The 13,326-nt window shown below is 67.0% G+C and carries 13 protein-coding genes, 1 pseudogene and 1 riboswitch; of the genes and pseudogenes, 6 read left to right on the forward strand and 8 right to left on the reverse strand.

Features of this window, described 5'->3' with window-relative positions; all coding sequences use genetic code 11:
• The first annotated feature begins 261 nt into the window (after positions 1–261).
• The 4 genes from nadC (at position 262) to ACQ66H_RS11930 (ending at position 3,234) form a co-directional block, all read left to right on the forward strand.
• Positions 262–1,110: a carboxylating nicotinate-nucleotide diphosphorylase gene (gene nadC, locus ACQ66H_RS11915; protein WP_430434207.1), complete on the forward strand. Its 849-nt coding sequence runs from the start codon at positions 262–264 to the stop codon at positions 1,108–1,110.
• Positions 1,111–1,149: 39 nt separating this feature from the next.
• Entirely contained in the window at positions 1,150–1,287 is a 138-nt protein-coding gene (locus ACQ66H_RS11920) for a hypothetical protein (protein WP_008059032.1), read from the forward strand.
• Between the two features lie 220 nt (positions 1,288–1,507).
• Complete coding sequence (locus ACQ66H_RS11925) at positions 1,508–2,191, forward strand: Fe2+-dependent dioxygenase (protein WP_430434208.1); 684 nt, start codon at positions 1,508–1,510, stop codon at positions 2,189–2,191.
• 104 nt (positions 2,192–2,295) lie between these two features.
• Positions 2,296–3,234, forward strand: a complete 939-nt coding sequence (locus ACQ66H_RS11930) for an alpha-hydroxy acid oxidase (protein ID WP_430435627.1) — start codon at positions 2,296–2,298, stop codon at positions 3,232–3,234.
• Here ACQ66H_RS11930 and ACQ66H_RS11935 read toward each other — a convergent pair.
• The 4 genes from ACQ66H_RS11935 to ACQ66H_RS11950 form a co-directional block, all read right to left on the reverse strand.
• Positions 3,212–3,754, reverse strand: a complete 543-nt coding sequence (locus ACQ66H_RS11935; protein ID WP_304003297.1) for a hydrolase — start codon at positions 3,752–3,754, stop codon at positions 3,212–3,214. The two genes, ACQ66H_RS11930 and ACQ66H_RS11935, sit on opposite strands and share 23 nt — an antisense overlap.
• Before the next feature lie 69 nt (positions 3,755–3,823).
• On the reverse strand, positions 3,824–4,090 hold the full coding sequence (locus tag ACQ66H_RS11940; protein WP_430434209.1) for a hypothetical protein: 267 nt from the start codon (positions 4,088–4,090) through the stop codon (positions 3,824–3,826).
• Positions 4,083–4,682: an RNA polymerase sigma factor gene (locus ACQ66H_RS11945; RefSeq protein WP_430434210.1), complete on the reverse strand. Its 600-nt coding sequence runs from the start codon at positions 4,680–4,682 to the stop codon at positions 4,083–4,085. Before ACQ66H_RS11945 ends, ACQ66H_RS11940 begins: the two co-directional genes overlap by 8 nt.
• Positions 4,666–5,118 carry a DUF3106 domain-containing protein gene (locus tag ACQ66H_RS11950; protein WP_430434211.1) on the reverse strand — a complete coding sequence of 151 codons (453 nt, stop codon included), beginning with the start codon at positions 5,116–5,118 and terminating at the stop codon, positions 4,666–4,668. The genes ACQ66H_RS11945 and ACQ66H_RS11950 overlap by 17 nt, the downstream gene beginning before the upstream one ends.
• A 150-nt stretch (positions 5,119–5,268) precedes the next feature.
• Between ACQ66H_RS11950 and ACQ66H_RS11955 the strand changes: the two genes are divergently transcribed.
• Entirely contained in the window at positions 5,269–5,601 is a 333-nt protein-coding gene (locus tag ACQ66H_RS11955; RefSeq protein WP_430434212.1) for a hypothetical protein, read from the forward strand.
• Between the two features lie 23 nt (positions 5,602–5,624).
• Here the strand turns inward: ACQ66H_RS11955 and ACQ66H_RS11960 are convergent.
• The 3 genes and pseudogenes from ACQ66H_RS11960 to thrC all read right to left on the reverse strand — a co-directional run bounded on the left by ACQ66H_RS11960 (position 5,625) and on the right by thrC (position 10,612).
• A pseudogene (locus ACQ66H_RS11960) lies at positions 5,625–7,972 on the reverse strand (DUF1631 family protein).
• An 87-nt stretch (positions 7,973–8,059) separates the two neighbouring features.
• Positions 8,060–8,148: riboswitch (cyclic di-GMP riboswitch) on the reverse strand.
• 72 nt (positions 8,149–8,220) lie between these two features.
• Positions 8,221–9,066 (reverse strand): HDOD domain-containing protein, encoded by an 846-nt coding sequence (locus ACQ66H_RS11965; RefSeq protein WP_430434213.1) that lies wholly within the window; start codon positions 9,064–9,066, stop codon positions 8,221–8,223.
• A 100-nt stretch (positions 9,067–9,166) separates the two neighbouring features.
• Entirely contained in the window at positions 9,167–10,612 is a 1,446-nt protein-coding gene (gene thrC / locus ACQ66H_RS11970) for a threonine synthase (RefSeq protein WP_430434214.1), read from the reverse strand.
• 163 nt (positions 10,613–10,775) lie between these two features.
• Here thrC and ACQ66H_RS11975 point away from each other — a divergent pair, with 163 nt between their 5' ends.
• A complete protein-coding gene (locus ACQ66H_RS11975) occupies positions 10,776–11,963 on the forward strand; it encodes an HPP family protein (protein WP_430434215.1) in 1,188 nt (395 codons plus the stop codon).
• Positions 11,964–11,979: 16 nt separating this feature from the next.
• Here ACQ66H_RS11975 and ACQ66H_RS11980 read toward each other — a convergent pair whose 3' ends face one another.
• Positions 11,980–13,293 (reverse strand): homoserine dehydrogenase, encoded by a 1,314-nt coding sequence (locus tag ACQ66H_RS11980; RefSeq protein WP_430434216.1) that lies wholly within the window; start codon positions 13,291–13,293, stop codon positions 11,980–11,982.
• Positions 13,294–13,326: the final 33 nt, after the last annotated feature.

The following is a 13,326-nucleotide window of genomic DNA, read 5'->3' on the forward strand; positions in this document are numbered from 1 at the left end:
CGCCAGCGGCGCGTCCACGTGGATGAACATTTCCTTCTCCCCAAAAGGACGATGCGAGCGGAGCCTGTTCGAGTCGGCTCTCGTATTGATTCCCCTGCTACGGCAGCGAGCAGCGCAACTTTAAGCATGGCGGCGCGCACGTGAAGCCGATTCGTGACGAACTTGGGAGGAAGGCCGGATTGCCTGTGCCAGCCTTGCGGCTCGCATGGGCCGGGGCAGGCCGATGCTAGAATGCGCCGCGACAAATACAGAAGACGAGCCATGCGGGAAAACGATCAGCTGTCCATCGAAATACAACGCAACGTGTCGCAGGCGCTGGCCGAGGACGTCGGCACCGGCGACCTGACCGCACGGTTGATCCCGGCCGGACGCGCCGCCACCGGCATGGTGACAGCGCGCGAGGAAGCAGTGCTGTGCGGCCGCGACTGGTTCGAAGCCTGCCTGCGTGCGCTCGACCCGAAAGCGACCGTCGCCTGGCATGTGGCCGAAGGCGAGTGGGTCGCGCCGGACCAGCGGCTGTGTGAAATCCTGTCGGAAACCCGCGCCCTGCTCACCGCCGAGCGTGCCGCGCTGAACTTCGTCCAGCTGCTGTCGGCCACCGCCACCATCACGCGTCGCTTCGTCAACGCCATCGCCGGCACCTCGGCACGCATCGTCGACACCCGCAAGACCCTGCCCGGCCTGCGGCTGGCGCAGAAGTATGCGGTCACCGTCGGCGGCGGCCTGAATCACCGCATGGGACTGTACGACGGCATCCTGATCAAGGAAAACCACATCATGGCCGCCGGCGGCATCCGCCCGGTACTGGCGCGCGCGCGCGGCATCGCACCGTCGAATGCCTTCATCCAGATCGAGGTCGAGACGCTGGCCCAGCTGGGCGAGGCGCTCGACGCTGGCGCCACCATGGTGCTGCTCGACAACATGTCCATCGAACAGATGCGCGAAGCGGTCGCCATCAACGCAGGTCGCGCCGAACTCGAAGCGTCCGGCGGCGTGAACCTCGACCGCGTGCGGGCGATCGCCGAAACCGGCGTGGACCGCATCTCCATCGGCGTCCTGACCAAGAACGTCCGCGCCATCGACCTTTCACTTCGCCACGTCGAACGCTGAGCGTCCGGCGCCAGCCCCTACTCGCGGAGATTCCGTCTGATGTGGTTCATCCTGTACTACGTTGTGGCGATCACGGTGCTCATCCTGCACTTCACCGGCTTCCTCGCCCGCAACAACCTCGAATGGCTGGTGTTCGTACTGGCCGTCACCGTCTTCCCGGCCGTGCTCTATCTCTGAGCGCGACGCGCCCCGTCGAGCACACCCCGCGCCATTGCCTCGATGGCGGTCGCATCCCGGTATGCGCGCCGCTTGCGCTGCGTCAAATCAGCCAGGGTCTCAAGCTGCGCCTTAACGTGTATAAGCTGCGGAACGAGAACTACTTCTTCGAACTTGCCGGCGGCCCGCGCCGTCCGGGTGACGGCCGCGCGGCTCTGCTGTCCGCCATGAATTCGCTCCGATGCTGCTGACGATAGATGACCTGCTGTCCGGCGAAGAAGTCGCCGCCCTCCGCGATCTGCTCGACCGTTCCGAGTGGGCCAGTGGCGCCCTCACCGCCGGATCGCAGGCGACGGTCGTGAAGAACAACCAGCAGGTGCCGGAAAGCGCCCCGACGCTGCCGGAGCTGCGCCGGCGCGTGCTGGCGGCGCTGAACCGCGAACCGCTGTTCTTCAGCGCCGCACTGCCGGCGAAGATACTGCCGCCCTTCTTCAACCGCTATGCCGACGGCAGCAATCGCTACGGCCAGCACATCGACAACGCGATGCGCGCAATGCCGGACGGCAGCGGCTATGTGCGTGCCGACCTGTCGGCCACGCTCTTCCTTGCCGATCCGGACGAGTACGACGGCGGCGAACTGGTGATCGACGACACCTTTGGCCGTCACAGCGTCAAGCTGCCGGCCGGCAGCCTGGTGCTCTACCCGTCGTCGTCGGTGCACGAGGTGACACCGGTGACGCGCGGCGCCCGCCTCGCCTGCTTCATGTTCATCCAGAGCATGGTGCGCGACGCCGAGCAGCGCCGCCTGCTGTTCGACCTCGACATGGAACTGCTGACGCTGCGCCAGCAACTGGGCGAGACGGCGTCCATGGTCAAGCTGACCGGCATCTATCACAACCTGCTGCGCCGCTGGGGTTCAGCCTGAACACGCCGCTGAACCTGCCGCAGTCGATCGCCGGCTACCGCGAGCGGGCGCGCGAACTGCTGCATCCGGACATCTGGCACTACCTCGACGGCGGCCGCGACACCATATGTGGTCGCGCCAACCGTGCAGCGCTCGACGCCATGCCGCTGTGGCCGCGACCGCTGACCGACGTGCGCGGCGGCCATACGCGGATCGAACTGTTCGGCGAAATGTTGGGCCACCCGCTGCTGCTGGCGCCGATCGCCTACCAGCGCCTGCAGCATCCGGACGGTGAGTGTGCGAGCGCAATGGCGGCCGCGGCGCAGGACGGGCAGATGGTGGTCAGCACGCTGGCCAGCCAGCCGCTTGAACAGATCGCACGTGCGGCCGAGAAACCGCTGTGGTTCCAGCTCTATTGGCAGGGCGACCGCGAGCGCACGGCACGCCTGCTCGATCGCGCGCTCGCCGCCGGCTATCGCTGCGTGGTGTTCACCGCCGATGCGCCGATCAAGCTGGCGGCCTCACCGCTGCCGGCCGACGTGCGCGCGGTGAATATCGACGCTCCGGTCGGCCGCCAACTGCAGCCAGGGCAGAGCGAGGTGTTCGACGGCTGGATGGGCGACGCGCCCGGCTGGGACGACCTCGCCTGGCTGCGCGCGCGCACGCCGGTGCCGCTGCTGATCAAGGGTGTGCTGCACGCGGCGGACGCCGCGCGCGCCGTCGATCTCGGTTGCGACGGGGTTGTCGTGTCGAACCACGGCGGGCGTGTGCTGGACTGCGCGCCACCGGCCCTGTCCTGCCTGACGGCGGTGATCGCTGCGGTCGGCGACGACGTGCCGGTGCTGTTCGACAGCGGCGTCAACAGCGGTGCAGACGCGCTGCGCGCGCTGTCGCTCGGCGCGCGAGCGGTCATGGTCGGTCGCCCCTATCTGTGGGGTCTGACTGCCGGCGGCGCGCTCGGCGTCGCGCACGTGATCCGGCTGCTGCGCGACGAACTGGAAATGAGCATGGCGCTGTGCGGCCGCGCCACGCTGGCCGACGTCAACGCAGATAGGTGCGGCTGATCTCGCGGAATTCTTCCGAACCCGCCGCGCCCAGCCATTCGAAGGCGACCATTTCGCGCGACACGATGACCACGCCGTGCTGGCGCAGACGCTCCAGCGCGAGGCCGCGGTTGGACGGGTCGCGCGAGGCGACGCAGTCGGCGACGACGAACACCTGGCGGCCGCTGGACTGAAGATCCATCGAGGTCTGCAGCACGCAGATGTGCGACTCGATGCCGCACACGATGACCTGCGGCCGCGCCTCGTCCAGCAAGGGCTTCAGGCAGCCGTCGGAAACGCATGAAAAATGCATCTTGGGTACGATGGATTCGGCCGGGATCAGGTCGCGCAGGGTCTGCACCGTCGGCCCGAGGCCCTTGGGATACTGCTCGCTGACCAATACCGGGACCGACAGCCGCTGTGCGATCTTCACCATCCACACGACGTTGTCCAGCAGGCGGTCGGCGTCGTCCATCGCCGGCAGCAGGCGCTCCTGCATGTCGATCAGCAGCAGCGAGGAACGTTGGCGGTCAATCAGCATTTGAAGCACTCCATCGGCAAGGCAGCGGCGCAGCGTAGCAGGCCGGCCCGACGGTGAAAACCCGTTGCGTCAAAGAACCAGCATGGTAGTGATCGACAGCTCGTCGAGCTGCGCGAGCTCTTCGGTTTCCTGCCACGCACGGTACTCGAACACGCCGGCCGCCACGGCGAGAACCAGCGCGGCGAGCGCAACGCCCGTCACCCAGCGCGGGCACGCCGACGCGGCACGACGCGGCGCGCCGTCCCGCACGCGTGCCGTCAGTGCGGCATGCACCGGCGGTGGCGGCAGCGAACGCAGTGCGCTGCGCAGCGCGTCATCGGAAAATCGTTCAGTCATCGTCGGTCTCCCCGGCCAGCAGGGCCTTCAGACGCGTGCGCGCCCGGAACAGCAGCTGATGCGCGGCATTGTCGGCAATGCCGAGCTCGCGCGCGATCGCTGCCACATCGTACTCCTGCCAGGCCCACATCATCAGTGCCGCGCGCTGGCGTTCCGGCAGACCTGCCAGGGCGGCGCGCAATGCGCCGCTGCGCGCCGCCGCCTGCCAGTGCTCCTCCGGCGTGGGCTGCGGATCGGCCAGCGATTCGAGTTCCGCCTCGTCGGCGCGCGGCCGGCTGCGCCTGAAGCGGTCCATGCACAGGTTGCGCACGATGCTCAGGAACCAGGTGGACAGCTGCGCCCTTCCCTCGAAGCGCCCTGCGTGCTGCCACAGGCGGCAGAACGCCTCCTGCACGACGTCGTCGGATTCGGCGGCGTCGCCGGTCAGTTTCCAGGCCAGCGCATGGGCTGGCGGTAGAAGGCGTTTCACCAGTTCGTCACTGGCCACCCGCTCACCCGCCCTCGCCTGCTGCAGCAACAGCGCGTCGCTGCGCCAGCCGGTCGGCAGCAGCACACGGAAGCCGGACAGCGCGCCCTCAGCGTTCAAGTTCACGTTTGAGCCGCCGGCGTTCTTCGGGTGTCATCTGCTCGAGCATTTCGCGGCGCTCGCGCAACAGCGCGCGCCGCTCGTCCGGCGACAACGATTGTATGTAGGCGCGCCGTTCGGCGCGCAGGCGCTCGCGTTCGGTCGCGCTCATCGATCTCCAGTCCTCGCGCAGCCGCTCGCTCATTTCCCGGCGCTGTTCCGGCGGCAGCGACGACAGACGCTCGCGCAGCCGGGCGCGGAACTCGCGCCGCTCCTCTGGCGTGGCCGCCTTCAGCTTCTGCCGCAGTTCGTGCGCCTGCGCTTCCCGCCGGTCGGCGGGCAAGGCACTCCAGGCACCCGGGTCCGGCACCGCCGGCACTTCGGCCTGCGCGACACCTGCCCAGAGCAGGCCACACAGCAGGGTCAGACGGAAAATCATCATCGCAAGCAGAAGGATGGACACGACAGTTTGACGCCGCGGCGCGGCATTCCTTACGCGCCTGAGCGCACATTACATCCGCTTACAGCGGCGGCGCGTAAGGGCCGGCCAGGGCGACGCGTCTCACGGTCACAGCAGACGCATCCCGCCGACGCTGAACCTGCGGAGAACACCATGAAACTCATCCCCGGCCTGCTCGCCATCACCCCCCTGCTCGTCGCCGGCAGCGCGCTGGCGCAGACGCCCTCCGAGCGCATGGAGCAACGCATCGACGCGCGTCAGGTACGGCAGGAACAGCGCATCGACCACGGCGTCGAAAGTGGCAACCTCACCCAGCGCGAGGCAACGCGGCTCGAACACCAGCAGGCGCACATCGATCACGCCGAAAACCGGGCACTGGCCGACGGCTCGCTGAACAGGAAGGAGGCGCTGCGCATGGAAAAGATGCAGGACCGCGCCAAGCGCAGCATCCGCCACCAGAAGCACGATCGCCAGCACACGCGCTGAATGCGCTGCCGCGCGCGGGACACTCAGCCGGCGGCAAGCTCGTCGCGCGGCTGTGCCAGCGCCTGACTGACCGCGCGTTCGAACATCGGCGCCGCATCGACGATACGCGCTTCGCCCCGCGCCAGCTGCAGCGCCAGCGCGTCGGGCGCAATCGAGGTGGCCCGCGGCGAACCGGGATTGGTGAACAGATAGATGCCACGCTGCGGACTGACCCAGTTCAGGCGCATGCGCGAAAAACTGCCGTCGGGCTGCTTGAACTCGACCCAGTCGCCACGCTTCAGCTCGGCCACCCGGCCTTCGTCGGCAATATCGAGATGCGCCGGCAGATTGAGCGAAATGTCCTCGTACTCGAGGCCATCCTGCTCGACGTGCTCTGTCACCACCTCGGGCGCCGGCACCGCGTCATTCGCCGAGCCCTCGCCCGGCACCCACTGTTTCACCGGGGGCGGTGCGCCAGGCGTCGCCCCTGGCTTGATCCACTGTGCGTGCAGATCGAACAGGCCGTTGAGCAGCAGCAACTTGTCGGCCGGATGCGCTTCGGCCGTGTCGAAACCCTGATTCAGCCGGCGCAGCAGGCCGGGCAGCGCCTGCACCAGCTTGCGCCGCTCTTCCGGATCGCTCTTCGGCTGCACGCTCCAGATCAGTTCGTCGGCCGTCACCAGAGCCTGCCGGTAATCGACCTCGGTATCGGTTCCGCGCTCGGCAAGCGTGCGCAGCAAGCGGCGCCAGACGCCGTCGAGCAGGTTCTGCACCACCGCAGGCAGCGGCGTGCGCAGACGGTCGTCACGGCGTCGTCGGCGGCGCGACGCGCATCGTCGCGGCGCAGACGTTCCTGTTCGCGCTCTTCGGCCAGACGGGCGGCCGTTTCGGCACGCTGCGACTCCTCGGATTCGAGCGCCTCGATGAAGCTTTCGAGATCGCTGTTGCAGGCCTCGAACAGGCTCATGTCGCGCTCGAAGTCGCGCAGGATGCGATCGACGATTTCCGCCAGCTTCACGTACAGCGGATCGTCGTGGCCGACATCGCGGCCCCAGCGCAGCATGGCCTGAGAAATGAGATCGAGCAGGCGGCGCGCCGGGTGCGCCTTGCTGGAGAAGAAGCTGCGATCCAGCATGGCCACCTTGACCAGCGGGATCTGCAGCCGGCCGACCAGCGCCTTGATCGGATCGGCGATGTTCGCATCGTCGAAGATGAGGTCGAACAGCATCGCGACGATGTTGACCGTGATCGCGTCGAACTGCCCCAGATGCCGGCCGAGATCGGAACTGCGGAAATCGCGCAGAACATTGACCGGAACGGGAAGCCCGACACCGGAACTCACCGGCAGATGATCGGCCTCGGCCTGCAACGCGCTCAGCGCCTCGAACACGAAGGGCGAGGCCGGCGTGAAGCCGGCGGCGGGCCCGCTGCCGCCGGCAGCCGGCATCGGAATGCCCTGGGCAGCCATCTGACCCTGCACCAGCTGGGCCAGCATCGCATAGATGTCGCCCTCGCCATCGAAACCGCCAACGCCCGACATCGACGGATCGCCGAAGCCCTGATGCATCGACGCCGTGCCGAAACCCTGCGTCATCGACGCGCTGCCGAAGCCCTGTACCGATGACACGGTGCCGAAGTCCGGCCGCGGCATCGCGGCCTGCTCGCCACCCGGTGCAGGCCCGGCGCCGCGCGGCCGCGCCCCTGCCATCGGTGCACGCCGGAACCCGCGGCGCAGTCCGGGCAGCACGTTCTGGCGCACCAGACGGGTATTCAGTTCCTGGTAGAGACGGGCCAGCTCGTTGGAAATCTGCTGTTCGAGCGATTGCAGCAGCACCAGCCGCATCTGCACGCCCGGGTCGACCTCTTCGGACGCCGCGCGCAGCGCGTTGGCAATGGCCTCGGTACCGATCGGGTTGTCGGCATCGGTCGGATCCTGCTTGCCGAGCAGGCTGCCCAGTCGCTGTTCGACCGCGTACAGATCCTCGTCGCAGTGTTCCTTCAGCTTGCGGGTGATCTCGCTGACCGCCAGATCCTGGGTCAGCACGTCCTCTTCGACCAGGCTCAGTTCGTCGAGCGATTTCGGCGTGGCGGCGGCGGAGGCCCTCAGCGGCTCACCGCGCACGCGGGCGTCGAAATAACGCGAAAGATTGTCGATGAAGGCCTGCTCGATGCCGGCCCAGTTCTCGCGGGCCTTGCCGCAGGTGAACATGTAGAGGTTGCGCTGGTCGCGGTCGAGCTCGGCTTCTGCACGCGCGACCAGATCTTCTTCGATCTTGGTCAGCATGCCGTGCAGCGATTCGCGCAGACGACGCAGCGTGAAATCGCGGCAGTCGTTGATCACGCGTCCGCGTTCGGGCGGCAGATTGGGAGGCATCGGTGAAGCGGCGCTCATTGTTTACCTTTGCGGTCGCTCAACGCGACGTGAAAAGGCCGAAACCCGGGCAAGTTTCAGGTCGGAGCGCAACCTGTGGCGCAGTATAGCGGCGGCCCCGCTGTCATGGGGTGTCGTCACCCTGTAGACCGGAAACTTTGCGTCGCCGTCTTTCGACGGGTTTGCCCTGGTTCAGCTGTTATCAGATTTCACCGAAATTAACGGTCCGCCGGGCGCGGACTTGAGGCCCTCCCCGGCGGTCGAGCCGATCACACCTGTAGTGTCGCGATGATGGAATCGATTTCCTCCTGCGACTCAGCGACCACCGCGTCGAGCGTTTCGTTGTCGATGTCGGCGGTGACCGTCTCGGCGATCGCCGCGTCGTGCTCCGCCGTCGCACTGCAGAACGGGTTGGGGAAGGCCGCCATGCTCTCGGCCAGGAAAAGAACGTCGGCCAGCGAACGCGGCGGCACGACCGGACCCGTGATCGACGGATCGTCAACCGCATCAATGATCTGGGTCGGCACCTTCAGCGATTCGAGCACTGCGCGACCGACACTGCGGCTGAAACTGAACATCAGGCCGCTCAATTCCTCCTCGCGCTGCAGCAGCGCCGGGAAGGCGGACGCCCGGGCCAGCAGGTAGAACTGGCCGATCTCGTGCACGACGCCGGCGAACATCGCCGCATCGGCGTTCAGTCGGGACAGCCGGCGCGCGATCACGAAGCTGAGTGCCGACACGTGAATCGTGTGCTGCCACAGGTCGTGCGTCATCACACGCAGCCGCTCGTCGGCACGCGCGTTGACCATCTGGCGGACGATGAGCGACATCGTGAGCATGCGGATCGGCTCGGTGCCGACCCGGTTCACAGCAGTGCGCACGTCGGTGATTTCGTTGCCGCTGCGGTTGTAGGCGACCGAGTTGGCCAGACGCAGCGCTTTCGCGCTCAGCACCGGCTCGGCGCCGACCAGGCGCGCGACCTCGTTGATGTTGATGTCCGGATTCTCGAGCGCCTGGCGGATGCGCAGCGAAACGTCGATGCTGGTCGGGAACACGATGTCCCCCGATTCCAGTTCGGCCGAAAGTCGTTGCAGTGCTTCAAGCGATGCGTTCACCGGCTCACCCATGAGTTGTCCCCGTACGTACACAGTTCGATGTACGGGTTTACGGCAGGCCGGCGGATGTCTTGAATCCGTGGGGCGACCGCCCCTGCGCTCAGCCGGCGTGGCGCGCGATGTAATCCTTCATGGCCGCCACGTCGGCATCCATCACCTCGAAACGCTGCGGCAGCGATTCCAGGTTTTCCATGCCGGCCGGGCGTACCGGTTCGCGACCCAGGGCCTCGACCACGGTTTCCGAGAACTTTGCCGGCAGCGCAGTTTCCAGCACGATCATCGGCACGCCGGCCTCGCGCCGCTCCAGCGCGACCTTGAGGCCGTCGGCGGTGTGCGTGTCGATAGCGCGCCCCCAGCGTTCGTTGGCCAGCCGCATCGTGGCGACGCGGTGCGCATGATTGCTGGCACCGGACTGGAATCCGTATTCGGACGCCACTTTGCCGAACAGCGACGACGCCGACAGATCGAACGGACGGCCGCGATCGACCTCGCCCCACATCGCCCGCACCGCCTCCGCATCGCGGCCGGTCAGGTCGTAGATGAAGCGCTCGAAATTGCTGGCCTTGGAAATGTCCATTGACGGGCTGGTCGTGTGCAGCGTTTCCGCGGTGGCGCGCGGACGATAGACGCCGGTGCGGAAGAACTCGTCGAGCACGTCGTTCTCGTTGGTCGCGACCACCAGGTGACGGATGGGCAGGCCCATCATGCGAGCGATGTGGCCGGCGCACACGTTGCCGAAGTTGCCGGACGGCACGGTGAAGCTCACTTGTTCGCCGTTGTGCTTCGTCGCCGCGAAATAGCCCTTGAAGTAGTAAACGACCTGGGCCGACACGCGCGCCCAGTTGATCGAATTGACCGTGCCGATGCAGTACTTCGACTTGAAATCGAGATCGTTGGACACCGCCTTGACCATGTCCTGGCAGTCGTCGAACACGCCGCGCACCGCGATGTTGAAGATGTTCGGATCCTGCAGGCTGAACATCTGCGCCGTCTGGAAACGGCTCATCTTGCCGTGCGGGCTCAGCATGAACACGCGCACGCCGTGCTTGCCGCGCATCGCGTATTCCGCGCTGGAGCCGGTGTCGCCGGACGTGGCGCCGAAGATGTTCAGCTGCTGGCCGCTTTTTTCCAGCGCGTACTCGAACAGATTGCCGAGCAGCTGCATCGCCATGTCCTTGAACGCCAGCGTCGGACCGTTGGACAGTTCGAGCAGATGCAGGCCGGACTCCAGCGTGTACAGCGGCGTGATGTCGCGCGCATCCGACCCGGACACCGTGTTTCGATACACCTCCGGCGTATAGGTGCGGTCGATCAGCGCCTTCAGGTCGGCGGCCGGAATGTCGTCGGCGAAGCGCGACAGGATGGCGAAGGCGAGCTGGCGGTAATCCATGCCGCGCATCGCTTCGAGATCGGTCACGGTGAACCGCGGGTACTGCACCGGCATGGCGAGACCGCCATCTTCCATCAGGCCGCCCAGCAGGATTTCGGTGAAGCGCTTCTGCGGCGCCTGGCCGCGGGTGGATACGTAGTACATCGCGTCGTGCATCGGATTCGTGGTCGAGAAGCGGCGCGCGGAGCACGCGCAGGGGGCATTAATCTAGCACAGGGCGCTGCCCGGCCCGCGCCGGCGTGCGCTGTGGTTATGGGTACATGTTCGCACCACAATGGGGCATACAGGTAGACTGGCGCGCTTTGCCCGGACCGATTCGATGACCGGCCTGACCGAACTGCTGCGGCGTCATCTGGTATCGGATGCCCCGCCGCTGTCCCGCGCAGAACGCTGGCGCAGCACGCTCGCCGGCTTCTTCGGCCTGCTGCTGTTCGAGGGCGTGCTTTTCGTGCTGCCGCTCGGCGCCGAAGAAAAACGCATCCTGGCGCCGCTGGGCGCGACCTCCGTCATCCTGTTCGCGCTGCCGCACAGTCCGCTGGCCCAACCGTGGTCGGTGATCGGCGGCCTGCTGCTGTCCGCGCCGCTGGGCTACGCCTGCGGTCACTGGCTGCCGGCCGGACCGTGGGTGATGGCGGTCGCACTGGCGGCGTCGATCTGGCTTACCGCGTGGGCGCGCTGCATCCACCCGCCCGCTGGCGCGATGGCGCTGACCATGGCCATGGCCGCCGCACAGGGTACGGCCATCGAGCCTGCCTTGATGGCGACGGCGGCGAACACGATCGCCATCATGGTGGCGGTGATGGTGGTGAACAATCTCGTCCCCGGCCGCCATTACCCCCAGGGCACGCCGCCTGCCGCCCAGCAGCAGATGCATCAGGCGCCGCCCGTCATCGCCCACCGCGACCTGGAGGCGGCGCTGAGCGAGATCGACAGCTTCCTCGACATTCGCGAGGACGATCTGGTCGATCTCTACGAGCGCACACTGCGGCACGCCTTCAAGCGCGTGCATCGCATGCGCTGCGGCGATCTGATCGATGGCGCCGTCACGGCGCCCGCCGTCGAATTCGCAACGCCGCTGGCAGACGCCTGGCTGCTGATGCGCAAGTTGCGCGTCGATACGCTGCCGGTGGTCAACCGCAGCCGACGGGTGATCGGCCTTCTGTCGCTGGAGGACTTCCTGCGCGAGGTGTCGCCCGAGGCGAATCGCTCGATGGGCGAGGCCGTGCGCCATCTGCTGGCGCGCTCACCGCACACGCACTCGGACAAGGCGGAGGTGGTCGGACAGATGATGCGCGAGGTGCGCGACGGCGTGCTGGTGCTGCGCCAGAACGACAGCGTAGCCGACGCGGCCGAGGCGCTGGCCTCCGGTCGTCAGCCGGCAGTGCCGGTGATCAATGGCGCCGACCGTCTGGTCGGCATGCTGGATCGCACCGACGTGGTGGCGGCGCTGTATCACCGCATCGAACTGGCCGACGCGATGAGCGCCGGCCCCGCTCAGGCCGGCTGAGCGCCGGCCTGTCCGTTCAGCCGTTCAGTTCTTCCAGGCGCAGGCGCGTCACCGCGCCCACCGTGCTGTCCAGCGCCTCGATGCGGACGATGGCTGCATCGACCTGCTTTTCGCGGGTGACGTGGGTCAGCATGATGATGTTGGCCTGCTGCTCGCCTTCCGACGGTTCCTTCTGCAGCATCGCGTCGATGCTGATGCCCTGGTCGGCGAGGATGCGCGTGATGTCGGCCAGCACGCCGGGTCTGTCCTGCACGCGCAGGCGCAGGTAGTAGGCGCTTTCGACCTCGCTGATCGGCAGGATGGGCGTATCCGACAGCTGATCGGCGCGGAAGGCAAGGTGCGGTACGCGGTGTTCCGGGTCGGCGGTATGCAGACGGGTCACGTTGACCAGGTCGGCGATGACCGCGCTGGCCGTCGGTTCGGCGCCGGCGCCGCGACCGTAGTACAGCGTCGCGCCCACCGCGTCGCCCTTCACCACCACGGCGTTCATCACGCCTTCGACGTTGGCGATCAGGCGCTTGGACGGGATCAGCGTCGGATGCACACGCAGTTCGAAACCGTCGGCCTTGCGCTTCGTGATGCCCAGCAGCTTGATGCGGTAGCCCAGTTCCTCGGCGTAACGGATGTCCTCGGCGGTCAGCTTGGTGATGCCCTCGATGTGGGCACGGTCGAACTGCACCGGGATACCGAAGGCGAGCGCCGACAGCAGCGTGATCTTGTGGGCGGCATCGACGCCTTCGATGTCGAAGGTCGGGTCGGCTTCGGCATAGCCCAGACGCTGCGCGTCGGCCAGCGCGTCGGCAAAGGTGAGACCTTTGTCGCGCATTTCCGACAGGATGTAATTGGTGGTGCCGTTGATGATGCCGGCGATCCAGTCGATGCGGTTGGCGGTCAGGCCTTCGCGTACCGCCTTGATGATGGGAATGCCGCCCGCCACGGCCGCCTCGAACGCCACCATGACGCCCTTGGCCTGCGCCGCGGCGAAGATTTCCTGGCCGTGCACGGCGAGCAGCGCCTTGTTGGCAGTGACCACGTGCTTGCCGTTGGCGATCGCCTCCAGCACCAGCTGCTTGGCCACGGTGTAGCCGCCGATCAGCTCGACCACGATGTCGATGCTGGGATCACGCACCACCTCGAAGGCGTCGCCGGTCACGCGGGCGGCACCACCGGTCATCGACTTCGCGCGCTCGACGTCGCGGTCGGCAACGGCGGTGATCTGGATCGGGCGACCGGCGCGACGGGTGATTTCTTCCTGGTTTCGGGTGAGCACCGTCCAGGTGCCGCCGCCGACGGTGCCGATGCCGAGCAGGCCTACGTTGATGGGTTTCATGCTGTCCCTCGTCTTGTAATGGGTGCCGCGGGC

This window comes from Methyloversatilis sp. (assembly GCF_965284615.1).
GTDB lineage: Bacteria > Pseudomonadota > Gammaproteobacteria > Burkholderiales > Rhodocyclaceae > Methyloversatilis.

Coding starts and splice junctions, on each gene's coding strand:
- nadC (WP_430434207.1), top strand. CDS start 262: ATGCGGGAAAACGATCAGCTGTCCATCGAAATACAACGCAACGTGTCG.
- ACQ66H_RS11920 (WP_008059032.1), top strand. CDS start 1,150: ATGTGGTTCATCCTGTACTACGTTGTGGCGATCACGGTGCTCATCCTG.
- ACQ66H_RS11925 (WP_430434208.1), top strand. CDS start 1,508: ATGCTGCTGACGATAGATGACCTGCTGTCCGGCGAAGAAGTCGCCGCC.
- ACQ66H_RS11935 (WP_304003297.1), bottom strand. CDS start 3,754: ATGCTGATTGACCGCCAACGTTCCTCGCTGCTGCTGATCGACATGCAG.
- ACQ66H_RS11940 (WP_430434209.1), bottom strand. CDS start 4,090: ATGACTGAACGATTTTCCGATGACGCGCTGCGCAGCGCACTGCGTTCG.
- ACQ66H_RS11955 (WP_430434212.1), top strand. CDS start 5,269: ATGAAACTCATCCCCGGCCTGCTCGCCATCACCCCCCTGCTCGTCGCC.
- thrC (WP_430434214.1), bottom strand. CDS start 10,612: ATGCACGACGCGATGTACTACGTATCCACCCGCGGCCAGGCGCCGCAG.
- ACQ66H_RS11975 (WP_430434215.1), top strand. CDS start 10,776: ATGACCGGCCTGACCGAACTGCTGCGGCGTCATCTGGTATCGGATGCC.
- ACQ66H_RS11980 (WP_430434216.1), bottom strand. CDS start 13,293: ATGAAACCCATCAACGTAGGCCTGCTCGGCATCGGCACCGTCGGCGGC.